We start from the raw sequence: 22440 nt of genomic DNA, 5'->3' as shown, positions 1-22440 counted from the left end.
GGCGTTGACTTTTGGCACGCTGTTGAGTTCTCAAGGAACGGACGCTTCCTTCGGTGCCGTTTCACCGGCGCCCTCCGGGCTTCCCTTCGTGTTTCTCAGCTTAGCAGATCCGATTTCCCGTTTCTGCCACCCGCTGAGGCGGGTTTTTGTTTCTCGCCTTGCGGCGCATCCGCTACGTTAGCCGATTTCCTGCCGTGCTCATAATCGAGCTATTCGGACTGAATTTCGGCGCACCGAAAAGCAACCCTGACGGGAAGTCGTAGTAGTGGGTGGCCGCCCCCGCGGGATCCGGACGAACCGGACTCACCGTTTCAAGCGGCTCGGACTACGTTACGTAGGAGCGGCGGCCGAGTCAAGCTCAACCGCCGCTCAAACGCATGGATTCAGCCGACCTCGACCGCGGCCAGGCTCTTCTTGCCGCGCCGGAGCACCAGCCACCGGCCGTGCAGCAGGTCGGACGGGGCCGGAACCGCGTCCTCACTGGTCACCTTGGCGTTGTTCAGGTAGGCGCCACCCTCCTTGATGGCGCGGCGGGCGGCCGACTTGCTGGCCACCAGTTCCACCGCGGTCAACAGGTCCACGATCGGCTCCAGCGCCGTGACCTTGGCGTACGGCAGCTCGGAGAGGGCGGCCGCGAGCGTCGCCTCGTCCAGGTCCGCCAGTTCCCCCTGGCCGAAAAGCGCCTTGGAGGCGTCGGTGACCGCGGTGCACTGGGCCTCCCCGTGCACCAGCGTGGTCAGCTCCTCCGCCAGGGCGCGCTGGGCGGCGCGGGCCTGGGGGCGCTCCTCGGTCAGGCGCTCCAGCTCCTCGATCTCCTCGCGGGACTTGAAGCTGAAGATCCGCAGGAACTTGGCGATGTCCCGGTCGTCCGCGTTCAGCCAGAACTGGAAGAAGGCGTACGGCGTGGTCATCTCGGGGTCGAGCCAGATCGCGCCGCCCTCGGTCTTGCCGAACTTGGTGCCGTCCGCCTTGGTGATCAGCGGGGTGGCCAGCGCGTGGACGGACGCGCCCTCGACGCGGTGGATCAGGTCGATGCCGGCCGTCAGGTTGCCCCACTGGTCGCTGCCGCCGGTCTGCAGGGTGCAGCCGTGGCGCCGGTAGAGCTCCAGGAAGTCCATCCCCTGGAGGATCTGGTAGCTGAACTCGGTGTAGCTGATGCCCTGGTCGGAGTTGAGGCGCCGGGCGACGGCCTCCTTGGCGATCATCTTGTTGACGCGGAAGTACTTGCCCACGTCGCGCAGGAACTCGATCGCCGACATCCCGGACGTCCAGTCCAGGTTGTTCACCATCAGCGCGGCGTTCGGGCCCTCGAAGGAGAGGAAGGGCTCGATCTGCCGCCGGACGCGCTCCACCCAGTCGGCGACGACCTCGGGGGCGTTCAGCGTGCGCTCCGCCGAGGGCTTGGGGTCGCCGATCAGCCCGGTGGCGCCGCCGACCAGGCCCAGCGGGCGGTTGCCCGCCTGCTGCAGCCGCCGGATGGTGAGGATCTGCACCAGGTTGCCGAGGTGCAGGCTGGGCGCCGTGGGGTCGAAGCCGCAATAGACCGTGACCGGGCCGTCCGCGAACGCCTTGCGCAGTGCGTCCTCGTCAGTGGATACGGCGATCAGCCCGCGCCACTGCAGCTCGTCGACGATGTCCGTCACGGTTCTCTTGTCTCCTTGGGTCGGTGCGATGGGTCCCGCTCCGTCGCGGAGCGTCCGTTCAGCGTGTCCGAGGGTACGCGTTCGCGGCGGGTCGTCAGGGACGGCGTCTCGGCGCGTGGGCGCGGTAGGGACTGACGGTGGGGTCGCCGTCGATCCAGTAGCGCCAGGGGTGGACGGCGCCCTCGCCGCCGACGCCGGTGCGGGGGCCGCTGCGCACCAGGCCGGCGGCGGCCGGGGTGCCGGTGAGGATCCGGAACGGGCTGCCGGCCGGTTCGCCCGCCACGCTCTCGTAGGGGTCGCAGACGTCGGAGCCGTTCAGCGACCGGTCCACGGCGAGCGCGGTGGCGAGCCGGGCCGGGCCCTGGGCGAGGTCGGTGTCCTTGCGGGAGGTGGGGCGGTTGGCGCGGGCGAGGTCGGCGCCCCGGATGATCTCGCCGGCGCGGAGCAGGACCCCGCTGGGCGTGCCCTCGGGGCCGCAGACCAGGTTGAGGCAGTGCCACATGCCGTACGTGAAGTACACGTAGCTGTGGCCGGGCGGGCCGAACATCACCGCGTTGCGTTCGGTACGGCCGCGGTACGCGTGGGATCCCGGGTCGACCGGTCCTGCGTAGGCTTCCACCTCGGTCAGGCGTACCTCGATCGGGCCGTCGGCGGTGGCGCGGACGAGGACGCGGCCGACAAGGTCCGGAGCGACCTCGAGGACCGGGCGGTCGAAGAAGGACCGGGTGAGCGGGACCCTTTCGCTGTCGGTGATCATGCGGTACGAGGGTACTGGAACCGTTGACCCCGGTTCCGCGTTCGTAGAGTCCGTAGCAACGTAAAGAAACAGTCAACCGCCGGTATGAGGAGTGGACCAACATGGGCTTCAAGAAGCTGATGGCCAGCATGGGTGCCGGTGGCGCGTCCGTCGAGACGGTGCTGACCGACCCCAACGTGGTGCCGGGCGGCGTCGTCAGGGGCGAGGTGCGCATCCAGGGCGGCTCGGTGGCGCAGCGGATCGAGGGGCTCTATGTCGGGCTGCAGGCCCGCGTCGAGGTCGAGAGCGGCGACAACGAGTACAAGCAGGACATCGAGTTCCACCGGCAGCAGCTCGGCGGGGCGTTCGAGGTGGCGCCGGGTGCCGTGCACACGGTGCCGTTCGAGCTGCAGATCCCGTGGGAGACGCCGGTCACGATGTTCCTCGGCCGGCACCTGTCGGGGATGAACGTCGGGGTGACGACCGAGCTGGCGATCGCCCGCGCGGTGGACTCCGGCGACCTCGACCCGGTCAACGTGCACCCGCTCCCCGCGCAGCAGGCGCTGCTGGACGCGTTCGGGCAGCTGGGCTTCGCGTTCAAGGCCGCGGACCTGGAGAAGGGCCACATCCGGGGGACGCGGCAGCGGCTGCCGTTCTACCAGGAGATCGAGTTCCGGGCCCCGCAGCAGTACCGGGGGCTGAACCAGGTGGAGCTGACGTTCATCGCGGACGGCGGTGAGATGGACGTGATCCTGGAGATGGACAAGAAGCCGGGTCTGTTCGGCGAGGGCAGCGACTCGTACCGGTCGTTCACGGTCGGCCTGCAGTCCTTCCAGGGCACCGACTGGGCGGCCTACCTGAACCAGTGGCTCGCCGAGGTCGGCGGCAAGCGCAACTGGTTCTGACGATCTAGGCTCGGTCCGCACAGGCGCCGCCGGCTCCGGCCGGCGGCGGCCCCCAGCTGTTCCCGCGATCAGGAGGTGTCGAGGTGTCCGAGCAGAAGCGGCGGCCGCTCCCCCACGAGTTCCACCCGCCGGTGCCGTCGTTCACGGTGGTGAGCGATGACGTGGCGCCGGGCGGTGTGCTGCAGGACGAGCAGGTGTACGCCGCCGGGAACACCTCACCGCACCTGCGGTGGGAGGGCTTTCCCGCCGGCACGAAGAGCTTCGCGGTGACGTGCTACGACCCGGACGCGCCGACCGGCAGCGGTTTCTGGCACTGGTCGCTGATCGACATCCCGGCCTCCGTCACCGAGCTGCCCGCGGGCGCGGGCAGTGACGGCTTCAAGGGGCTGCCCGCGGGCGCGCTGCACGTGCGGAACGACTACGGGACGCGGGACTTCGGCGGCGCCGCGCCGCCGCCCGGGGACGGCTCGCACCGCTACGTCTTCACCGTGTACGCGGTCGACACCGACAAGCTCGGCCCGGACGCGGACGCGTCGCCGGCCGTGGTCGGTTTCAACCTGCGCTTCCACACGCTGGGCCGCGCCCAGCTGATCGGGGAGTACGAGGCTCCGGCCGAGAGCTGAGCCTTCCGCCCCCGCTGCCGCCGGGTCGCGGGGGCGCTCGGGGCCCGTTAATTGCGTTGCGTCCCGGCGCCCCCGATCGCACAGTGGTACGTGTCTGGTGGTGGCCCACCATCACCGGGCAGTCGGTACCGCGGTAGCGGGGGCGGCGGTGCGTCGTGATGTGGTGGTTCTCGCCCGCGCGACGCCGGACGTCCGTCGGAGCCGGGTGTTTCCCGCCCGGTGCCCGCGCCGGCTGCCGTACGCTCCGGACGCTTCCGTTACGCACGGGGGGAAGCGTCCGGGGCGTCCGGCCCCCTCGCGTGCCCCTCCCCCGCGCCGACGTGCGCGCACCTCGTCAACTCCCCTTTCCCCGCAGGTAAATTGCGTTGTCCACGGGGGTCCCGCCAGGCACAGTGGATCCACTTCGCCATGGGGCGGGGACGGATCCTTGGGGTGGGCGCAATGCGTGAGACTCTGGTGCTGAACGCGAGTTTCGAGCCGCTGTCGACGGTGTCGCTGCGGCGTGCCGTGGTGCTGGTGATGCAGGAGAAGGCCGACGTCGAGCAGGCGCACCCCGGGCTGCACATCCGGGCCGCGGCCGTCGAGGTTCCGGTTCCGCTGGTGATCAGGCTGCGCAGATACGTCCGGGTCCCCTTCCGACAACGGGCTCCGTGGTCGCGGCGGGGTGTGCTGGTGCGTGACCGGCACCGGTGCGCGTACTGCGGTCGGCGGGCGAGCACGGTGGACCACATCGTCCCGCGGTCGCGCGGTGGCGGGGACACCTGGCTGAACACGGTCGCGGCCTGTTCCGAGGACAACGGCCGCAAGGCGGACCGGACTCCCGAGCAGGCGGGGATGCGGCTGCTGGCCCAGCCGTTCGAGCCGACGCCGGCGGACACGCTGCTGCTGGCGCTCGGGATCAGGGACAGCGCGGCGCTGCCGGGGTGGCTGGCGCTGCCGGCCTGATCCCGGTGGGCCGAGGACGGCGGCGGGCCCGGGGCGGGCGCGCCGCCGTCCGGGTCCGCTGCCGGGTGCGGCCGGTCACCTGCCGGTCATGAGCCGGTCATCTGAGGACGAGTTGGACGATCGCGACGATGCCGACGGCGACGATGACCCCGCGCAGCGCGGTCGGCGGCAGTCTGCGGCCGATGCGGGCGCCGAAGACGCCGCCGAGGGTGGCGCCGGCGGCGATGAGGCCGACGGCGGCCCAGTTGAAGTCGGCGACGAAGAGGAAGAACACGGCGGCGATGCCGTTGACGAGCATGCCCAGGACGTTCTTGACCCCGTTGATGCGCTGCAGGTCGTCGTGGAGCAGCAGGCCCATCAGCGACAGGTAGAGCACGCCCTGGGCGGCTCCGAAGTAGCCGCCGTACATGCTGGCGAGGAAGAGCCCGATGAGCAGCAGCGGGCCGCCGTCGGTGGGGACCTCGGTGCCGTCGCGCTCCCGGCGGGCCTTGATGGCGCGGGCGAGCCGGGGCTGCAGCACCACCAGCACCAGGGCCAGTCCGATCAGCACGGGGACGATCGCGTCGAACGCGTCGGACGGCAGGGTGAGCAGTAGGATCGCGCCGGCGAGCCCGCCGGCGAGGGCGGTGCCGCCGAGCCGCACGATCCGCCGGCGCTGGCCGCGCAGTTCCCGGCGGTAGCCGATGGCGCCGCTGAGCGAACCCGGGACCAGGCCCAGCGCGTTGGAGACGTTCGCGGTGATCGGCGGGAGGCCGACGGCGAGCAGCACCGGGAAGGTGATGAGGGTGCCGGAGCCGACGATGGTGTTGATGGTGCCGGCGCCGATGCCCGCCGCGAAGACGGCGAGAGCCTCCCAGAACGTCACGCTGTACCCCTCGATGACCGGTGTCGGATACACCGATCATGCCCGAGGTTCAGTCCTTGTCGAAGCGCGGGGTCTCCCGGCGCGGGGCCGGGTCGTCGCCACCGCCGCCGTTGCCGTTGGCGCCGCTGAGCCCGCCGCCGCCGTTGGTCGGGGCGCCGGGGAGGTTGACGATGCCGCCGAGGCCCTTGAGCGCGTCGTTCAGCTCGCTGGGGATGATCCAGAGCTTGTTGGCGTCGCCCTGGGCGATCTTGGGGAGCATCTGGAGGTACTGGTAGGCCAGCAGCTTCTGGTCCGGGTCGCCCGCGTGGATGGACTCGAAGACCGTGCGGATGGCCTGGGCCTCACCTTCGGCGCGCAGCGCGGCGGCCTTGGCGTCACCCTCGGCGCGCAGGATGGAGGACTGCTTCTCACCTTCGGCGGTGAGGATCTGGGACTGCCGGATGCCCTCGGCGGTGAGGATCGCGGCGCGCTTGTCGCGGTCCGCGCGCATCTGCTTCTCCATCGAGTCCTGGATGGAGGTGGGCGGCTCGATCGCCTTGAGCTCGACGCGGTTGACGCGGATGCCCCACTTGCCGGTGGCCTCGTCGAGCACCCCGCGCAGCGCCGCGTTGATCTCCTCGCGGGAGGTCAGCGTCCGCTCCAGGTCCATGCCGCCGATGATGTTGCGGAGCGTGGTGACGGTGAGCTGCTCGATCGCCTGGATGTAGCTGGCGACCTCATACGTCGCCGCGCGGGCGTCGGTGACCTGGTAGTAGATGACGGTGTCGATGTTGACGACCAGGTTGTCCTGGGTGATCACCGGCTGCGGCGGGAACGGCACGACCTGCTCGCGCAGGTCGATGCGGTTGCGGATGGTGTCGATGAACGGGACGACGATGTTCAGGCCCGCGCTCAGGGTCCGCGTGTAGCGGCCGAACCGTTCGACGATGGCGGCACTCGCCTGGGGGATGACCTGGACCGTCTTGATGAGCGCGACGAAGACGAGCACCACCAGGATGATCAGGACGATGATGATCGGCTGCATGTCCACTCCCGCGCCGTTTGCGGACGTACTACGACATGATCAATTCTCGCAGACCACTGCGGCGGTGCGCTCGGGTTCGGCGAATTCCCGGAGCACGGCCGCGGCGGCCCTTCGGTCGGACGGTCGGGTCACATGACGACGGCCGTCGCCCCGTCGATCTCCACGACGTCCACCTTCTCGCCCGGCTCGAAGCTCCGCTCCTCGTCCAGGGCGCGCGCCGACCAGATCTCCCCGGCGAGCTTGATCCGCCCGCCGCTGCCGTCGACCCGTTCGACGACGACGGCCTGCCGGCCCCGCAACGCGTCGATCCCGGTGCGCTGTTCGGGCCGCTGGGTGCGGTGCCGGTAGGCGATCGGGCGGACGACGGCGAGCAGCGCGACCGAGACGATCACGAAGACGACGACCTGGAGGACGATCCCGCCGCCGAGCGCGGCAGTGATCGCCCCCGCGACGGCGCCGACCGCGAACATCCCGAATTCGGGCATCGTCGTGATCACGAGCGGTATACCGAGTCCTACGGCGGCGATCAGCCACCACAACCATGGGTCCACCTCCCCATCGTAGGGGCGCGGAGGTGATCTGTGACAGGCCTACCGGGTGCGGGAACGGGCGCGGGACCGGCGCGGGGAAGCACGAACAGGGTGGCCGCCGGGGGGTGTTGTGGCTCCGTCCCCCGGCGGGGCGCCGCTCGGCTAGCCCAGCGGCAGGCCCGTGGCGGTCCAGCGGTCGCCCCGGCGCTCGACGATCAGCGGGAGGCCGAAGCAGCGGGAGAGGTTGCGCGAGGTGAGTTCCAGCTCGACCGGGCCCGCCACGACGACCTTGCCCTGGCGGATCATCAGGACGTGGGTGAAGCCGGGGGCGATCTCCTCGACGTGGTGGGTCACCATGATCATGGAGGGGGCGATCGGGTCGCGGGCGAGCCGGCCCAGGCGCCGCACCAGGTCCTCGCGGCCGCCGAGGTCCAGGCCCGCGGCCGGCTCGTCGAGCAGCAGCAGTTCCGGGTCGGTCATCATGGCGCGGGCGATCAGGGTGCGCTTGCGCTCGCCCTCGGAGAGCGTGCCGAACTTGCGGTCCAGGTACTCCGACATGCCCAGCCGGTCGAGGAAGGCGCGGGCGCGGTCCTCGTCGACCTGCTCGTAGCTCTCCTGCCAGTGCGCGGTCATGCCGTACGCGGCGGTGAGCACGGTCTGCAGGACCGTCTGGGAGCGCGGCATCTTGTCCGCCATGGCCGCGCCGGCCATGCCGATGCGGGGGCGCAGTTCGAAGACGTCGACGCTGCCGAGCTTCTCGCCGAGCACCTGGACGGTGCCGGTGGTCGGGAAGAGGTAGCTGGAGGCGACGTTGAGCAGGGTGGTCTTGCCCGCGCCGTTCGGCCCGAGGATCACCCAGCGTTCGCCCTCACTGACCGACCACGAGACCTGGTCCACCAGAGCCCGTCCGTCGCGGACCACCGATACGTCCACCAGCTCCAGCACATCGCTCATGAGCGCGTTGTCTCCCATTGCAGTCTCGGTTGTCACGGGCATGGCCCCAAGGGAAAACCTACGCCACGCGTCGGGCGGTCCACTCCTTAGGCTGGGGGGATGCTTGACGAACCTCGATCAGGACGGCTGGCGGCGTGGGGAAATGCCCTGCTTGCCGGACTTGCCGCACCGGATGATGTCGCCCAGGAGATCCTGGGCGACGACGCGATCCATCGGATGACCGGACTGCCGGGCGAGAGGGGGCCGGTGGGGCTGACGCTCGGGCTGGGCCGGCTGCGCGCGCTCGGCACGACCGGCCTGCGGATCGCCCTGCCCGCGCCGGGCCACCCGCTGGGTCTCAGCGGCCCGGCCGAGTTCAACGCGCGGGCGCTGGCCGCGGGCGAGGCGGTGATCGCGGTCGGCGGTCCCGCGCTCGGCCTGGTGCCCGACGTGACGGAGGCCGGGCCGCGCGGCGACGTGCACGTGGAGGTGGAGTGGCGGTGCCTGGAAGTGCGGCAGGGCCCGCCGGCCGACGTGCCCTCGCTGGGCGAGGCCGAGCGCGAGCTGGCCGAGGCGCTGCGGGACACCACCGAGGCGCTGACCCGGCTGGACGTGGCCGGGGCGGGTCCGGCCGCGCAGGCGGCCCTGGAGGCGTACCGGGAGCGTGCGGAGCGCGGCCGTGAGCTGCTGGCGCCCGGCTACCCGCCCCGGGCGGTGCGGGTGCTGGCGCTGGCGCAGCGGGTCGGCGCCCTGGTCGCCATCGCGTCCGACGGGCACGGGGGCGCGGTCAGCGCCTCGCAGATCGCCGCGCGGGCCGAGCTGCTGCGCCCGGTGGAGCGCACCGCCCGGCGCGCGCAGGTGGCGGCGTACAACGCGTACGTGGAGGAGTCGGAGCGGCGGGCCTGAGCCGTTCCGGCCGGGTGGGGCGGTCAGGCGTCGGGCGGGGCTCCGATGCCGTGCCTGACCGCCCACAGCGCGGCCTGGGTGCGGTCCGAGACGTCGAGCTTCATCAGGATGTTCGACACGTGGGTCTTCACGGTCTTCTCGGAGAGCACCAGCGCGCGGGCGATCTCCCGGTTGGAGCGCCCGTCGGCGATCAGCGTCAGCACCTCGCGCTCCCGTTCGGTCAGGGCGTTGCCGCGCCCCTGGCCGGCGCCGGGGAACTCCTGGGAGAGCAGGGCGTCGGCGACCTCCGGCTGCAGCAGTACGTGGCCGGCGTGCACCGAGCGGATCGCGCCGGCCAGCGCCTCGGGGTCCACGTCCTTGTAGACGTAGCCGGCGGCCCCCGCCCGCAGGGCGGGCACGATGGTGCGCTGCTCGGTGAAGCTGGTGACGATCAGCACCCGGGCGGGGTTGCCCAGCTCGCGCAGCTTGCGCAGGGCGGAGATGCCGTCGGCGCCGGGCATCTTGATGTCCATCAGGATCACGTCGGGACGCAGCTCCTCGGCGCGGGTGACGCCCTCGTCGCCGTCCCCCGCCTCCCCGACGACGTCGATGTCGCCCTGGACCTCCAGGAAGGTCCGCAGGCCCCGGCGCACCACCTGGTGGTCGTCGACGAGCAGCACGCGGATGCGGCCCTGTCCCTGTGACTCAGCCACCGGGCACCTCCATCTCGATGACGGTGCCCTTGCCGGGCTCCGATTCCACTGTCAGCCGTCCGCCGGCGCCGCTCGCCCGGTCGCGCATGGAGACCAGGCCCAGGTGGCGTCCGGCGCGGCGCACGGCGGACGGGTCGAAGCCGCGCCCGTCGTCGCGGACCCGCAGGACCACGGCCTTGCCCCGGCCGGTGAGGCAGACGCTCACGGTCGCGGCGCCGGCGTGCCGCAGCGCGTTGTGCAGCGCCTCCTGCGCGACGCGCAGCAGCGCCTCCTCCTGGGCGGCGGGCAGCGCCTTGACGTGGCAGGAGGTGAAGGTGACGTGGGCCGCGTGGGCCCGGTCGAGCACCTCGGCCTGGGTGCGCAGGGTCGCGACGAGGCCGTCCTCGTCCAGTCCGGCGGGCCGCAGCTCGACCACGACGGCGCGCAGCTCCTCGGCGGCCTCGGCGGCGAGCGCCGCCACCTGCTTCAGCTCCTCCTTGGCGCGCGCCGGGTCGCGGTCGACCAGGGCGGCGGCGGCCTGGGCGGTGAGGCGCAGCGAGAAGAGCTTCTGGGAGACCGCGTCGTGCAGTTCGTGGGCGATGCGCGCCCGCTCCCGCGCCAGGGTCAGTTCGCGGCCGCGCTCGTGGAGGCGGGCGTTGGTGAGGGCGATGGCGGCGTGCGCGGCCAGCGTCCGCAGCAGCGTCTCGTCCTCCTGGGTGAAGGCGCACTCGCCGGCGGGCCCGGTCCTCGGGCCGGCCTTGTTGGCGAGGAAGATCGCGCCGAGGATCTCGTCGCCGTCGACGACCGGCATGCCGATGAAGTCGGTCATGTCGGGGTGGGCGCGCGGCCAGCCCCCGAAGCAGTCGGCCTCGGTGACGTCCGCGAGCCGCTGCGGGGTCGCCTCGTGGAGCATCGCGGCGAGGATGCCGTGCTGGCGGGGCAGCGGGCCGATGGCCTTCCACTGCTCGTCGGTCACCCCGTCGACCACGAACTGGGCGAACCCGCCGTGGTCGTCCGGCACGCCGAGCGCGGCGTACTCGGCGCCGAGCAGCTCGCGGGCGGACGCGACGATGGTCTGCAGCACCTCGTGCACCTCCAGGTGCCGGCTCATCGCCAGGACCGCGGCGCTGACCGCTTCGATTCCGCCTCGGGGCGACCGGTTGACCATGACGTCAACCTACCGGCGCCGCGACCCCGGCGGATCGGGCCGGGGACCTAGGGCGAAGTGCCCCCTCAGCTGCGGCGCGGGACCGACGCGCCGGCCACGGCGGTGTTCCTACGGTGAAGGCAGCCGTCGGGCACCGGGTCCGGCGGCGGCTCGGAGGGTGGGACGACGATGTCGGTTGCGATCATCACGGGGGCGTCGCGGGGACTGGGCCGGGCGGTGGCCGGCGAGCTGGTCCGGCGCGGCTGGGACCTGGTGCTCGACGGGCGGTCCGAGGGGGTGCTGAAGAGCGCGGCGGCGGAGCTGGAACGGGAGGGCCCGGGGCGGGTGGCGGCCGTGCCGGGCGATGTCACCGACGCCGCCCACCGGACGGCGCTGGTGGCGGCGGCCCGCGCCTTCGGCGGGCTCGACCTGCTGGTGAACAACGCGAGCGCGCTGGGCGCCGAGCCGCTGGTGGCGTTGGCGGAGCTTTCGGTGGACGGGTTGCGTGCCGCGCTGGAGACCAACGTGGTGGCGCCGCTGGGACTGGTGCGGGAGGCGCTGCCCCTGCTGCGGGCGGCGGGCGGCGCGGTGCTGAACATCAGCTCCGACGCGGCCGTGGAGGCGTACGCGACGTGGGGCGGCTACGGGGCGAGCAAGGCCGCGCTGGAGCAGCTGTCCGCGGTGCTGGCGGTGGAGGAGCCGGGGGTGCGGGTGTGGTGGGTGGATCCGGGCGACCTGCGGACCGGGCTGTACTCGGCGGCCGTCCCCGACGACGACCCGTCGGGCCGGCCGCTGCCGCAGGACGTGGCCCCGGCCTTCCTGCGCCTGCTGGACGAGGAGGCGCCCAGCGGGCGCTACACCGCTCCGGCGCTGCTGGACGCGCGGTGACCGTCGTGGCAGGGCTGCGGGGGCTGCGGGTGCCGCCCGAGCTGTCGGCGCGGGCTCCGGCCGAGCGGCGGGACGGCGTACGGCTGCTGGTGGGGCGGGCGGCGGCGGGCGAGGTGTCGCACCACGCCTTCCGGGAGCTGCCCGCGCTGCTGCGGGCGGGTGACGTCCTGGTCGTGAACACCTCGCGGACGCTGCCGGCCGCGGTCGACGGCCGGATCGGCGGGGAGGCGGTGACCGTGCACTTCTCGACCCGCCAGGATCCCGGGCCCGCCGGCGCGGGGGTGGCGGGCCGCTGGGCCGTCGAGGTGCGGACACCGGACGACCGCGGCACGACCGTGCCGCGGCCCGGCGGCCCGGCCGGGGCGGTCGTGGAGCTGCCGGGCGGGGAGCGGCTGGTGCTGGAGGGGCCGCTGTCGCCGCGCGGCGACCGGATGTGGCTGGCGCGGCCGTCGATGGCGGACACCGCGGCGTACCTGCACCGGCACGGCCGGCCGATCCGGTACGCGTACACCGAGCGGGACCAGCCGCTCGCCGCCTACCAGACGGTGTTCTCGGTGCCGTCGCCCGACGGGCTCGGCTCGGCGGAGATGCCGAGCGCCGGCCGGCCGTTCACCTCCGGGCTGGTGACCTCCCTGGTCAGCAGGGGTGTGCAGATCGCGCCGATCGTCCTGCACACCGGGGTCGCCTCGGCGGAGACCCACGAGCCGCCGTACCCGGAGTGGTTCGAGGTGTCGCCGAGCACCGCCTGGCAGGTGAACGCGGCCCGCAGCGGCGGGGGCCGGGTCGTCGCCGTGGGGACGACGGCGGTCCGGGCGCTGGAGTCGGCGGCCGACGGCGGGGGCACGGTCCGGGCCGCACGGGGGTGGACGGACCTGGTGTTGACCCCGGAACGCGGGGTACGCGCCGTGGACGGGCTGCTGACCGGGCTGCACGAGCCGGAGGCCTCCCACCTGCTGATGCTGGAGGCGGTGGCGGGCGCCGCGCTGCTGGAGCGGGTCTACGCGCAGGCCGTGCGCGGCCGCTACCTGTGGCACGAGTTCGGCGATGTGAACCTGCTGCTCCCGTAGGGCCCGGCGGCCGGTTCGGTCCGCGCCCGGCAGGCCCGCGAACAGGCCGTCACCCTGTGCGCCCCCGCCATGACGATCCGTCGTGACGGGGGTGGTGCCGTGTGACCTGCCCGATAGGACCCACGTCACTTACGAAGCCGCTTAGTACGCCGGAAGGGTGCCCCCGGCGTGCAGGACGCCCGTGAACGAGCACATCGGTTGATGGTGCAACTACGACATTCGTTAGTAATGGACCTCTTTGCCCTGCGGTTTTTACCCAGCTATCAATGCCGGAGTCCGCAAATGGAAGAGGTAACTCCGCATGCAGTTCCCGACGCTCCCGAAGCTCGGCCGCCTGAGCAAGGTGCACTCCTTCGCCGTAGCAGGCACCGCGACCGCCGCCCTGACGGTCCTGGCCATCACCGCCGGTGTCCAGGGATCCGACGGAACGGCACTGGCCGCCGCCAACGAGCCCTCCGCCTTCGCCAAGGTCAGCACCGCCGACCCGCAGAGCATCGCCGCCCAGGCCGACGCCGCCGTCGCGAAGAAGAAGGCCGACGACGCCGCTGCCGCCAAGAAGAAGGCGGATGACGCCGCCGCGAAGAAGAAGGCGGACGACGCCGCCGCGGCCAAGAAGAAGGCCGACGCGGCCGCGCAGCGCAAGCAGGAGGAGCAGGCCGCGAACCGCTCCACCGAGCGCAAGGCCCTCGCCGCCAAGGAGAAGGCCGCGACCAAGGCCCCGGCCGCGGTCACGTACTCGAACGACCTCGACGGCTGGATCAAGGAGTCGCTGTCGGTCATGGCCGCCCACAACATCCCGGGCAGCTACGACGGCATCTACCGCAACATCATGCGCGAGTCGACCGGCAACCCGCAGGCCATCAACCTGACGGACTCCAACGCCGCCGCCGGCATACCCTCCAAGGGGCTGCTGCAGGTCATCGACCCGACGTTCCAGGCGTACCACGTCGAGGGCACCTCGATGGACATCTACGACCCGGTCGCCAACATCACCGCCGCGTGCAACTACGCGGCCGCGAACTACGGCTCGATCGACAACGTCGACTCGGCCTACTGAGCGACCGGCACGCGACGCCGAAGGGCGGCCGCACCCCACCGGGGTACGGCCGCCCTTCGGCGTTCCACGTCCTGCGCGCTACTTGCGCATGACCTCCGGCTCGTGGCGGCGCAGCAGCCGCGAGACCACGATGCCGCAGATGACACCGAGCACGACCAGCACGCCCATGTCGATGATCCACTGGCTGGCGGTGTGCTCCCAGAGCTGGTCCGGGTTGGCCGCGTCCCACGGCATGAGGACGTTCAGCTGGGCGGTGGTGCCCAGGGCCGAGACGGCCCAGCGGGCGGGCATCAGCCAGGCGAACTGCTCCACGCCGATCGAGTCGTAGAGCTGGAAGAGCACCCCGGTGAAGACGACCTGGACGATCGCGAACATCACCAGCAGCGGCATGGTCTTCTCGGCGGTCTTCACCAGGGCCGAGATGATCAGGCCGAACATCATCGAGGTGAAGCCGAGCGCGATGACGCCCAGCGTCATCTCGATCGCCGGCGAGCTCTTGAAGATCACGCCTTCGACGGGCATGGCCCGCGGGGCGAATCCGATGCTGCAGATGATCACGCCCTGCAGGGCCGTGATCAGGCCCAGCACGATGACCTTGGACATCAGGTAGGCGGACCGGGACAGGCCGGTGGCCCGTTCCCGTTCGTAGATCACCCGTTCCTTGATCAGTTCTCGCACCGAGTTGGCGGCGCCCGAGAAGCAGGCGCCCACGGCGAGGATGAGCAGGATCGTGCCCGCGTCCTTGTTGATCAGGTGGGCCTTCTCCGGGCCGAAGCCCAGCCCGCTGTCGGCCGGGATGACGACGCTGACCACGCCCAGGACCGCGGGCAGGATGAACATCAGCCCGATGAAACCGCGGTCGGAGGCGATCACCGACAGGTAGCGGCGCACCAGCGTCAGCAGCTGGGAGCCCCAGCTCTGCGGCTTCGGCGGCCGGGTGGCCATCTGCGGGACGACCGCCGCGGACTGCGGGGCGGCGTCCAGGTCGGCCGCGTACATCTGGTAGTGCGGCGAACCGTGCCAGCGGCCCGACCAGTCGTAGTCGCGGTAGTTCTCGAACGCCGAGAAGACGTCGGCCCAGGTCTCGTAGCCGAAGAAGTTGAGCGCCTCCTCGGGCGGGCCGAAGTAGGCGACGGAGCCGCCCGGCGCCATCACCAGCAGCTTGTCGCACAGCGCCAGCTCGGCCACCGAGTGGGTGACCACCAGGACCGTGCGCCCGTCGTCGGCGAGGCCGCGCAGCAGCTTCATGACGTCGCGGTCCATGCCCGGGTCGAGGCCGGAGGTCGGCTCGTCCAGGAAGATCAGCGACGGCTTGGTGAGCAGCTCCAGCGCGACGGAGACCCGCTTGCGCTGACCGCCCGACAGGGAGGTGATGCGCTTGTCCGCGTGGATGTCGAGCTTGAGCTCCTGCAGCACCTCCTGGATCCGGTGGTTGCGCTCGTCGGTCGCGGTGTCACCGGGGAAGCGGAGCTTGGCCGCGTACCGCAGTGCTTTGCGGACGGTCAGCTCCTTGTGCAGGATGTCGTCCTGCGGGACCAGCCCGATGCGCTGGCGCAACTCGGCGAACTGCTTGTACAGGTTCCGGTTGTCGTACAGCACCTCGCCCTGGTCGGCCGGGCGGTAGCCGGTCAGCGCACGCAGCAGCGTGGACTTGCCGGAACCGGACGGGCCGATCACGCCGATCAGCGACTTCTCCGGGACACCGAAGGAGACGTCCTTGAGGATCGTCTTCGTGGTGTTGCCCTGCGGGACCGTGACGGTCAGCCGCCGGGCCGAGAAGGAGACCTCGCCGGTGTCGACGAACTCCTCGAGGCGGTTGCCCGCCAGCCGGAAGGTGGAGTGGCCGACGCCGACGATGTCGTTCGGGCCCAGCAGGTGGCGCTGGATCGGCTGGCCGTTGACGTAGGTGCCGTTGTGGCTGCCCAGGTCGACGATCTCGAAGCGGCCGTCCGGGCTCGCCTTGAACTCGGCGTGGAAGCGGGAGACCTGGAGGTCGGAGACGACCAGGTCGTTCTCGAGCGCACGGCCGATCTTGGTGACCTGGTTGAGCGAGATGTGGTGCATCGTGGTCGGGCTGCGGTGCTGCTGCCCTCCCTGCGGCTGCTGGTGCCCGCCCTGCGGCTGCTGCGGCCAGCCCTGCTGCGGCGGCACCTGCGCCGCCGGCGGCTGGTTCCAGCCGCCCTGCTGCGGCTGCGGGGGCCGCTGCTGCTGGGCAGGCGGCTGGTGCGGCTGCTGGTAGGGCGGAGCCGGCTGCGGGGCGGATGCCCCGCGGCCCGCGGGTGCCTGCTGCGGCTGCGCCAGCGACGTCTCCGCGCTGTAGAGGTCCGCGCCCACGTGCTGCCCGGCACTGAAGTTGAGACGGGGGCCGTCGGTCGCGTTGCCGAGGTTGACGGCGGAGCCCGGACCGACCTCCATCTGGTGGACGCGCTGGCCCTGGACATAGGTGCCGTTGGTGCTGCCGAGATCCTCGACGACCCAACTGCGCTCGCCCCAGCGGATGGTGGCATGCCGCCAGGAGACCCTGGCGTCGTCGAACACCATGTCTCCCTGCGGATCCCGCCCGAGGCTGTACGACCTGGATGGATCGAGCGTCCAGGTTTGACCGTTCAATTCGAGTACGAGTTCAGGCACCCCAAGCCCCAAAAGTTGTCCCCCGGTATTTCCCCATGCGGGGAGTCTAGGGATTGCGAACATCGGGAGGAACTATTTCAGGCCCGGCAGTCGAACCGGAACCCGCCCTCCGACAAGAACGCCCGCCGGCAGCGTTGACTGTGCGCAAATGCCACCGGAGAGTAGTAACCGCCCAAGGACACGACCTCGGGGGGCCGGGATGACCGCTAGGACCACGCCCTGGCTGAGCGTACTGCTCTCCGCCGTAGCGGCTGTGAGTTGGGCGTTTCTGGCCATGACGGGCACCGCGGCGCTCGGACTGCACTTACTCGGGGCGGACGCTGCCGGGTCGCTCGGCCCCATGACCGCGGCGGTGGTCGCGATGGCCGCGGGCGGCCGGGTCAGCCCCTCCGGCGACGTCGCCGTGTTCGGGATGGACGGCATGGGGACGCAGGGCGCCATCGGCGTCATGCCGCTGGGCGTGGCCCTGGTGGGCGCGCTGCTGCTGGCCTGGGTCTTCCTGCGGTCGCTGCGCAAGGCCGGGGCGGTCGTCCCGGTGCGCGAACTGGCCGCCCGGGTGGCCTCGGTCGCGGCGCTCTTCCTGGCCCTGCTCGGCGGGCTGGCCTGGGCCGGCCAGGACACCATCGCCCTCGACGGGGCCTCCCTCGGCAACTCGCCGGGCGGCGGCGGCATGCTGGACAACCTGCCCGGCATCGGGGGCAGCGGGCTCTCCGACGGGCTGCAGGGCCTGATCAAGGCCAAGACGTCGGTGGGCTTCCATGTCGACACCGTGCCCACGCTGCTGCGCGGCCTGGTCTGGGTGCTGGCGGTGCTGCTGATCGCGCTGCTCGCCTCCCGCCGCACACCGCTGCCGCCGGGCTGGCAGGCGGTGCACCGGGTGGTGCGGCCCGCCGTCTCGGCGCTGTGCGGGGTGCTGGTGCTCGCGGTCGCGGCGGGGTTCGCCGCCGCCGGGTACGCGGCCGTCACCGGGGACGAGCCGGGCCGGATCATGGGCGCCGCGCTGCTGGGCGCGCCCAACGGGGTCTGGCTGGCGGTGCCGCTGGGCCTGTTCGTCCAGTGGAAGGGCGTGGCGACCGGCGAACTCGCCAAGCTGCTGCCCAGCCCGATCGACCAACTGCTGAGCGACGGCGTCAACGAGCCCATCACGCTGGGCCGGCTCGCCGACCTGGACGACCGGGTCTGGCTGCTGCCGGTCGCGGTGGCGCTGATGATGCTGACCGCGGGCGCGCTCACCGCGACCCGCACCCCGCTGGGGAGCGGACCGCGCGCCGGGTACGTGGGGCGCTGCGCCCTGCGGCTGGCGGCCGTGGCGGCGCTCACGTTCCCGCTGCTGGTGTGGCTCACCGGCGTCTCCGTCAACGCGAACCTGTCGGTCTTCGGCTTCGACGCCGTCGGGGCCGGCATCGAGCTGCACGGCAGTGTCCCGTGGGCGCTGCTGCTGGGCGCCCTGTGGGGCGCGGGGGCCGGCGGCGCGGGCGCGCTGCTGGCGCTGGCGACCGGCGCGGCGGGGCGGCGGGCGGCGCCGCTCGCGGTGGGACGCGCCCCGGACGGGCGGGGCGCGGCGGGCGACTCCGCGCGGACGTACCCGTCCATCGCCTACGAGCCGGGTCCGTACGTTCCCAGCCCGGTCTACCGGCCGGCCGAGGAACCGAACCCGTACAAGCAGCCGGCCGGGTCCGCGAGCTCCGGCGGCGGCTCCGGGGGCTCCGGCGGCTCCGGCGGCGACTCGCCGCACGCGGCCCAGACGGTGGCCGGCACGCCGATGCCCCCTCCGCCGCCGCGCCGCGGCAGCGGCGGCGACAAGTGGCCCGACCCCCCGGGCGAACCCCCGCCCCCGCCGGGAGCCCCGCCCCGCCGCCGGTAGGCGGCCGCGCCGGGCACCAGAGGCGGGCATTCCGGTCATTGGGTACCCGCAGGTCCGGATGGGTGTCCGCCACGCGGGACGGCTCGTCGTGTCCTCGAGGGCGCCGGATACGGTGGTGTCACCATGAACGACGCCACGCAGCCCCTCCCTGTCGCCGCCGTTCCCTCCGCGGACGCGCCCACCCTCCTCGTCAAGATCTTCGGCAAGGACCGTCCAGGCATCACCGCCGGACTCTTCGACACCCTCGCCGCCTTCGGCGTGGACGTCATCGACATCGAGCAGGTCGTCACCCGGGGCCGGATGGTGCTGTGCGCGCTGGTGACCGCGCCGGCCGTCCCCGGCGCCGAGGGCGAGCTCCGCTCCACCGTGCACAGCTGGTCCGAGTCGATCAAGATGCAGGCCGAGATCATCTCGGGCATCGGCGACAACCGGCCGCGCGGTGAGGGACGTTCCCACGTGACGGTCCTGGGCCACCCGCTGACCGCCGAGTCGACCGCCGCCATAGCGGCCTGCATCACCGGTACCGGTGGCAACATCGACCGTATCTTCCGGCTCGCCAAGTACCCGGTCACGGCCGTCGAGTTCGCCGTCTCGGGCGCCGACCCGCTGGCGCTGCGCTCCGCGCTGGCCACGGAGGCCGCCGCGCGCGGGGTGGACGTGGCGGTGGTCCCGGCCGGGCTGCACCGCAGGGCGCAGCGGCTGGTGGTCATGGACGTCGACTCCACCGTCATCCAGGACGAGGTGATCGAGCTCTTCGCCGCCCACGCCGGGTGCGAGGCGGAGGTCGCGGAGGTCACCGCCGCGGCGATGCGCGGCGAGCTGGACTTCGAGCAGTCGCTGCACGCCCGGGTCGCGCTGCTGGCGGGGCTGGACGAGTCGGTGGCGGACAAGGTCCGCGCCGAGGTCCGGCTCACCAAGGGCGCCCGCACCCTGATCCGCACCCTCAAGCGGCTCGGCTACCAGGTGGGGGTCGTCTCGGGCGGCTTCACCCAGGTCACCGACGACCTCAAGGAGCGGCTGGGGCTGGACTTCGCGGCCGCCAACACCCTGGAGGTGGTGGACGGGAAGTTCACCGGCCGGGTGACGGGGCCGATCGTGGACCGGGCCGGCAAGGCGCGGCTGCTGCGCAGCTTCGCCGAGCAGGCCGGGGTGCCGCTGAGCCAGACCGTCGCGATCGGGGACGGGGCGAACGACCTGGACATGCTGAACGCGGCGGGGCTGGGGGTGGCGTTCAACGCCAAGCCGGTGGTCCGGGAGGCCGCCGACACCGCGGTCAACGTGCCGTTCCTCGACACGGTCCTGTACCTGCTGGGCATCACGCGGGAAGAGGTCGAGGCGGCCGACGCGCTGGACGGCACCCCGACGGAGTCCGCCCAGGACGCGTGAGCCGGGAGACCGTCGCGGGACGGCCGGGCTCCGGTCCCGGGCTCCCGGGCCCGGGACTCCCGGGCCCCGCTCCCCCGGCCGCAGAGCTGCCGGGCTCAGGACTCGTGCGGCACCCAGTAGTCGACCAGCCTGCCGACGCCGTGCTCGACGGACTTCCAGGAGCCGGAGAACGTGAGGACGGCGAAGGCCGCGGTCGGGAAGCCGCCGCGGTTCATCCGGGCGAGGGCGTCCGGCTCGGCACTGCCCGCCAGCGCGTCGGCGAGAGCGTGCACGCCGGGGTTGTGGCCGACGAGCAGCAGGGTCTCCACGTCGTCCGGGGTCTCGTTGAGCAGGGCCAGCAGGTCGCCCAGGGTCGCTTCGTACAGCCGCTCCTCGTAGACCGTCCTGGGCCGCTGCGGCATCTCGTGCGCGGCGAGCTTCCAGGTCTCCCGGGTACGGGCGGCGGTGGAGCACAGGACCAGGTCCGGGGCGATGCCCGCGTCGGCGAGGCGGCGGCCGGCCACCGAGGCGTCCGTGCGACCGCGTTCGGCCAGCGGCCGCTCGTGGTCGGCGACCGCGGGCCAGTCGGCCTTGGCGTGGCGGAGGAGGACGATCGTGCGGGGCGGGTCGACGCTCATGCCCCTCAGCTTTCCAGAAAATCCGCGATCAGGCGCGGGGTAGCCGTCACGCCCGGTGCCGGGGCGCGGGTACCGGCCGTCACAGCAGGCGCTGGGCGATGCCGGGGAGCGCGTCCGCGACGCGGGCGATGACGTCGCCGGCCGAGTGGGCCGCCCCGGTGTCGGTCTGGCCGGGTCCCGCGATCAGCATGAGCAGGGCCGCGAAGGCGAGCGCGGGGAGCGCGACGGCCCACCACGGCAGGCGCGTCTGGACCCCGCCGGCCCCGCGGCCGACCGGCTGCCGCGAGGGCCTGGTGTGTGCCTGGATGGACTGCGTGGACACGGTGACCGCCTCGGTGGGGTGCTGGGATCTGCTGACCCTTCGAAACTACGGAAGGGCGCTCGAAGATCCCATCGGGCGGGCCACCCACTCGACCCTGACCTGACCCCCCTAGGGATGGTGGGGTTGTCCCCACCATCGGCCTCAGGGGCGGCCGTTCGTGCCGGGCCGGGGGCGCGTCAGCGGCGCGTCAGCCGAACTTGGCCGCGACGGTCGCGATGATCGCGACGAAGGCCGGGACGGCCAGCATCAGACCGACGATGACCATCAGCCGCTTCTGGCTCTGCGGAGGGTTGGGCTCGAGTACGGGCATGCTCCCAGTCTCGCACCGGCGCCGCCGCGGACGGCGGCGGGGTCGCCGGGGGCGCCGTCACAGTTCGTCCTCGATGTACCGGTTGCGGCCGGCCAGGACGCCGACCACGATCTGCGGCACCATGAGGGCGGCCATCAGCGCGATGGGCAGGTCCCAGCCGCCGCTGTGCTGGTACAGGGCGCCGACCAGGATCGGTCCCGGGATCGAGATCAGATAGCCGGTGCTCTGCGCGAAGGCGGAGAGCCGGACCACGCCGGCGCCGGTGCGCGAGCGCATCCCGACCATGGTCAGGGCCAGCGGGAAGGCGCAGTTGGCGACGCCGAGCAGCAGCGCCCAGACCCAGGGGGCGCCGGCCGGGGCCAGCCACAGGCCGGTGTACCCGGCCAGTCCGAACAGGGCGAGGACGACGACGAGCGGGCCCTGGTGGCGCATCCGGCCGGCGAGCGAGGGCAGCGCGAAGGAGAGCGGGACGCCCATCACCATCGTCACGGCCAGCAGCGCCCCCGCGGTGCCGGCGGAGAGCCCGGCGTCGCGGAAGATCTGCGGCATCCACCCCATCGTGACGTACGCGGCGGTGGCCTGCAGGCCGAAGAAGCAGGCCAGCGCCCAGGCCGTGGGGCTGCGGACGATCCGGCCGCCGTCCTCCGCCGCCGTGGCGCTCGCGGCCGCGGCCCCGGGGGCGGGCCGCCCGGCCGCGCTGCGGTCCCGGACCAGGCCGAGCCACGGCACGATCGCGACGACGGCCAGGGCCGCCCAGACGCCCAGGCCGAGCCGCCAGCCCTGGCCCATCGCGGAGGTCAGCGGCACGGTCGCCGCGGCGGCGGCCGCGGTGCCGAGCGAGAGCGCCATCGAGTAGAGGCCGGTCATGGCGCCGACCCGGTCGGGGAAGTACCGCTTGACGATCACCGGCATCAGGATGTTGCCGACCGCGATGCCGGCCAGCGCGACGGCGCTGGCGGCGAGGAAGAGCACCGTGCCGCTCGCGAACGGGCGCAGCAGCAGGCCGGTGGCGATGGCCGCCATGCCGGCGCACACCACGGCGCCCGCGCCGAAGCGGCGGGCCAGGCGCGGGGCGGCGATCCCGAAGAGCGCGAAGCACAGCGCGGGCACGGAGGTGAGGAGCCCGGCCACGGCGCCGCTCATGCCGAGGCCGTCCCTGACCTCCTTCATCAGCGGCCCGAGGCTGGTGACCGCGGGACGGAGGTTGAGCGCGGCGAGGACCAGCCCGGCGAGGACGAGGCGCCGGGTCCAGACGGGGAGCGCCGGTGCCTCGCGCGCGGCGGACGGCGCACCGGACGGAACCGCCGCGTCGGGGACTTTTTCGCGGTCGAGGGTGAGGGGTTCGTCATCGCGCATGCACCCATCATAGA

General features: G+C 72.6%; 23 protein-coding genes. 10 read left to right on the top strand and 13 right to left on the bottom strand.

What is annotated here, in order from left to right:
• A partial coding sequence (locus ABZ721_RS21655) for a hypothetical protein (protein ID WP_358790274.1) occupies nt 1–181 on the top strand: 181 nt, incomplete at its 5' end.
• 202 nt (nt 182–383) lie between these two features.
• On the opposite strand, the gene tyrS is transcribed toward ABZ721_RS21655, so the two are convergent.
• Together tyrS and ABZ721_RS21645 are read right to left on the bottom strand one after the other, a co-directional pair.
• The gene (gene tyrS, locus ABZ721_RS21650) at nt 384–1643 is read right to left on the bottom strand and encodes a tyrosine--tRNA ligase (RefSeq protein WP_358790273.1); all 1260 of its coding nucleotides are present in this window, start codon (nt 1641–1643) and stop codon (nt 384–386) included.
• A gap of 94 nt (nt 1644–1737) precedes the next feature.
• Entirely contained in the window at nt 1738–2400 is a 663-nt protein-coding gene (locus ABZ721_RS21645) for a DNA-3-methyladenine glycosylase (RefSeq protein ID WP_358790272.1), read from the bottom strand.
• Between the two features lie 101 nt (nt 2401–2501).
• Here ABZ721_RS21645 and ABZ721_RS21640 point away from each other — a divergent pair, with 101 nt between their 5' ends.
• The 3 genes from ABZ721_RS21640 to ABZ721_RS21630 all read left to right on the top strand — a co-directional run bounded on the left by ABZ721_RS21640 (nt 2502) and on the right by ABZ721_RS21630 (nt 4852).
• A complete protein-coding gene (locus ABZ721_RS21640; RefSeq protein WP_358790271.1) occupies nt 2502–3284 on the top strand; it encodes a sporulation protein in 783 nt (260 codons plus the stop codon).
• Between the two features lie 83 nt (nt 3285–3367).
• Nucleotides 3368–3907, top strand: coding sequence for a YbhB/YbcL family Raf kinase inhibitor-like protein (locus ABZ721_RS21635; RefSeq protein ID WP_358790270.1), 540 nt, complete (start codon nt 3368–3370; stop codon nt 3905–3907).
• Between the two features lie 441 nt (nt 3908–4348).
• Nucleotides 4349–4852, top strand: a complete 504-nt coding sequence (locus ABZ721_RS21630; protein WP_358790269.1) for an HNH endonuclease — start codon at nt 4349–4351, stop codon at nt 4850–4852.
• 97 nt (nt 4853–4949) lie between these two features.
• Here the strand turns inward: ABZ721_RS21630 and ABZ721_RS21625 are convergent, their stop codons facing one another.
• The 4 genes from ABZ721_RS21625 to ABZ721_RS21610 all read right to left on the bottom strand — a co-directional run bounded on the left by ABZ721_RS21625 (nt 4950) and on the right by ABZ721_RS21610 (nt 8225).
• Entirely contained in the window at nt 4950–5717 is a 768-nt protein-coding gene (locus ABZ721_RS21625; protein WP_358790268.1) for a sulfite exporter TauE/SafE family protein, read from the bottom strand.
• 49 nt (nt 5718–5766) lie between these two features.
• Complete coding sequence (locus tag ABZ721_RS21620; RefSeq protein WP_358790267.1) at nt 5767–6741, bottom strand: SPFH domain-containing protein; 975 nt, start codon at nt 6739–6741, stop codon at nt 5767–5769.
• A 128-nt stretch (nt 6742–6869) separates the two neighbouring features.
• The gene (locus ABZ721_RS21615; RefSeq protein ID WP_358790266.1) at nt 6870–7292 is read right to left on the bottom strand and encodes an NfeD family protein; all 423 of its coding nucleotides are present in this window, start codon (nt 7290–7292) and stop codon (nt 6870–6872) included.
• A gap of 141 nt (nt 7293–7433) precedes the next feature.
• A complete protein-coding gene (locus ABZ721_RS21610) occupies nt 7434–8225 on the bottom strand; it encodes an ABC transporter ATP-binding protein (RefSeq protein WP_358790265.1) in 792 nt (263 codons plus the stop codon).
• A 99-nt stretch (nt 8226–8324) separates the two neighbouring features.
• On the opposite strand from ABZ721_RS21610, the gene ABZ721_RS21605 reads away from it, so the two are divergent.
• Nucleotides 8325–9110 carry a hypothetical protein gene (locus ABZ721_RS21605; RefSeq protein WP_358790264.1) on the top strand — a complete coding sequence of 262 codons (786 nt, stop codon included), beginning with the start codon at nt 8325–8327 and terminating at the stop codon, nt 9108–9110.
• 23 nt (nt 9111–9133) lie between these two features.
• Here the strand turns inward: ABZ721_RS21605 and ABZ721_RS21600 are convergent, their stop codons facing one another.
• Complete coding sequence (locus ABZ721_RS21600) at nt 9134–9802, bottom strand: response regulator transcription factor (RefSeq protein ID WP_358790263.1); 669 nt, start codon at nt 9800–9802, stop codon at nt 9134–9136.
• A complete protein-coding gene (locus ABZ721_RS21595) occupies nt 9795–10949 on the bottom strand; it encodes a GAF domain-containing sensor histidine kinase (RefSeq protein WP_358790262.1) in 1155 nt (384 codons plus the stop codon). The genes ABZ721_RS21600 and ABZ721_RS21595 overlap by 8 nt, the downstream gene beginning before the upstream one ends.
• A gap of 168 nt (nt 10950–11117) precedes the next feature.
• Here ABZ721_RS21595 and ABZ721_RS21590 point away from each other — a divergent pair, with 168 nt between their 5' ends.
• The 3 genes from ABZ721_RS21590 to ABZ721_RS21580 all read left to right on the top strand — a co-directional run bounded on the left by ABZ721_RS21590 (nt 11118) and on the right by ABZ721_RS21580 (nt 13940).
• Nucleotides 11118–11816 carry an SDR family oxidoreductase gene (locus tag ABZ721_RS21590; RefSeq protein WP_358790261.1) on the top strand — a complete coding sequence of 233 codons (699 nt, stop codon included), beginning with the start codon at nt 11118–11120 and terminating at the stop codon, nt 11814–11816.
• Complete coding sequence (locus ABZ721_RS21585; RefSeq protein WP_358790260.1) at nt 11813–12883, top strand: S-adenosylmethionine:tRNA ribosyltransferase-isomerase; 1071 nt, start codon at nt 11813–11815, stop codon at nt 12881–12883. The genes ABZ721_RS21590 and ABZ721_RS21585 overlap by 4 nt, the downstream gene beginning before the upstream one ends.
• A gap of 301 nt (nt 12884–13184) precedes the next feature.
• On the top strand, nt 13185–13940 hold the full coding sequence (locus tag ABZ721_RS21580) for a transglycosylase SLT domain-containing protein (protein WP_358790259.1): 756 nt from the start codon (nt 13185–13187) through the stop codon (nt 13938–13940).
• A 78-nt stretch (nt 13941–14018) separates the two neighbouring features.
• Here ABZ721_RS21580 and ABZ721_RS21575 read toward each other — a convergent pair whose 3' ends face one another.
• A complete protein-coding gene (locus ABZ721_RS21575; RefSeq protein WP_358790258.1) occupies nt 14019–16571 on the bottom strand; it encodes an FHA domain-containing protein in 2553 nt (850 codons plus the stop codon).
• A 199-nt stretch (nt 16572–16770) separates the two neighbouring features.
• Here ABZ721_RS21575 and ABZ721_RS21570 point away from each other — a divergent pair, with 199 nt between their 5' ends.
• Together ABZ721_RS21570 and serB are read left to right on the top strand one after the other, a co-directional pair.
• Nucleotides 16771–18435, top strand: a complete 1665-nt coding sequence (locus ABZ721_RS21570) for a streptophobe family protein (protein WP_358790257.1) — start codon at nt 16771–16773, stop codon at nt 18433–18435.
• A gap of 123 nt (nt 18436–18558) precedes the next feature.
• Nucleotides 18559–19821 (top strand): phosphoserine phosphatase SerB, encoded by a 1263-nt coding sequence (serB, locus tag ABZ721_RS21565; RefSeq protein ID WP_358790256.1) that lies wholly within the window; start codon nt 18559–18561, stop codon nt 19819–19821.
• Between the two features lie 95 nt (nt 19822–19916).
• On the opposite strand, the gene ABZ721_RS21560 is transcribed toward serB, so the two are convergent.
• The 4 genes from ABZ721_RS21560 to ABZ721_RS21545 form a co-directional block, all read right to left on the bottom strand.
• Nucleotides 19917–20438, bottom strand: coding sequence for a histidine phosphatase family protein (locus ABZ721_RS21560; protein ID WP_358790255.1), 522 nt, complete (start codon nt 20436–20438; stop codon nt 19917–19919).
• 79 nt (nt 20439–20517) lie between these two features.
• Nucleotides 20518–20745 (bottom strand): hypothetical protein, encoded by a 228-nt coding sequence (locus ABZ721_RS21555; protein ID WP_358790282.1) that lies wholly within the window; start codon nt 20743–20745, stop codon nt 20518–20520.
• 202 nt (nt 20746–20947) lie between these two features.
• The gene (locus ABZ721_RS21550) at nt 20948–21070 is read right to left on the bottom strand and encodes an SGM_5486 family transporter-associated protein (RefSeq protein WP_358790254.1); all 123 of its coding nucleotides are present in this window, start codon (nt 21068–21070) and stop codon (nt 20948–20950) included.
• Between the two features lie 57 nt (nt 21071–21127).
• Nucleotides 21128–22426, bottom strand: a complete 1299-nt coding sequence (locus ABZ721_RS21545; RefSeq protein ID WP_358790253.1) for an MFS transporter — start codon at nt 22424–22426, stop codon at nt 21128–21130.
• Between the last annotated feature and the right edge of the window lie 14 nt (nt 22427–22440).

Origin of the sequence: Streptomyces sp. NPDC006733, assembly GCF_040636125.1 — a bacterium.
Lineage (GTDB): Bacteria > Actinomycetota > Actinomycetes > Streptomycetales > Streptomycetaceae > Actinacidiphila.
The sequence above is the reverse complement of the archived record's forward strand: the minus strand, read 5'-3'. Positions and strand labels throughout refer to the sequence as shown.

Coding starts and splice junctions, on each gene's coding strand:
- ABZ721_RS21620 (WP_358790267.1), bottom strand. CDS start 6,741: ATGCAGCCGATCATCATCGTCCTGATCATCCTGGTGGTGCTCGTCTTC.
- ABZ721_RS21610 (WP_358790265.1), bottom strand. CDS start 8,225: ATGAGCGATGTGCTGGAGCTGGTGGACGTATCGGTGGTCCGCGACGGA.
- ABZ721_RS21645 (WP_358790272.1), bottom strand. CDS start 2,400: ATGATCACCGACAGCGAAAGGGTCCCGCTCACCCGGTCCTTCTTCGAC.
- ABZ721_RS21595 (WP_358790262.1), bottom strand. CDS start 10,949: ATGGTCAACCGGTCGCCCCGAGGCGGAATCGAAGCGGTCAGCGCCGCG.
- ABZ721_RS21590 (WP_358790261.1), top strand. CDS start 11,118: ATGTCGGTTGCGATCATCACGGGGGCGTCGCGGGGACTGGGCCGGGCG.
- ABZ721_RS21605 (WP_358790264.1), top strand. CDS start 8,325: ATGCTTGACGAACCTCGATCAGGACGGCTGGCGGCGTGGGGAAATGCC.
- ABZ721_RS21560 (WP_358790255.1), bottom strand. CDS start 20,438: ATGAGCGTCGACCCGCCCCGCACGATCGTCCTCCTCCGCCACGCCAAG.
- serB (WP_358790256.1), top strand. CDS start 18,559: ATGAACGACGCCACGCAGCCCCTCCCTGTCGCCGCCGTTCCCTCCGCG.
- ABZ721_RS21630 (WP_358790269.1), top strand. CDS start 4,349: ATGCGTGAGACTCTGGTGCTGAACGCGAGTTTCGAGCCGCTGTCGACG.
- ABZ721_RS21580 (WP_358790259.1), top strand. CDS start 13,185: ATGCAGTTCCCGACGCTCCCGAAGCTCGGCCGCCTGAGCAAGGTGCAC.
- ABZ721_RS21570 (WP_358790257.1), top strand. CDS start 16,771: ATGACCGCTAGGACCACGCCCTGGCTGAGCGTACTGCTCTCCGCCGTA.
- ABZ721_RS21545 (WP_358790253.1), bottom strand. CDS start 22,426: ATGCGCGATGACGAACCCCTCACCCTCGACCGCGAAAAAGTCCCCGAC.
- ABZ721_RS21550 (WP_358790254.1), bottom strand. CDS start 21,070: ATGCCCGTACTCGAGCCCAACCCTCCGCAGAGCCAGAAGCGGCTGATG.
- ABZ721_RS21640 (WP_358790271.1), top strand. CDS start 2,502: ATGGGCTTCAAGAAGCTGATGGCCAGCATGGGTGCCGGTGGCGCGTCC.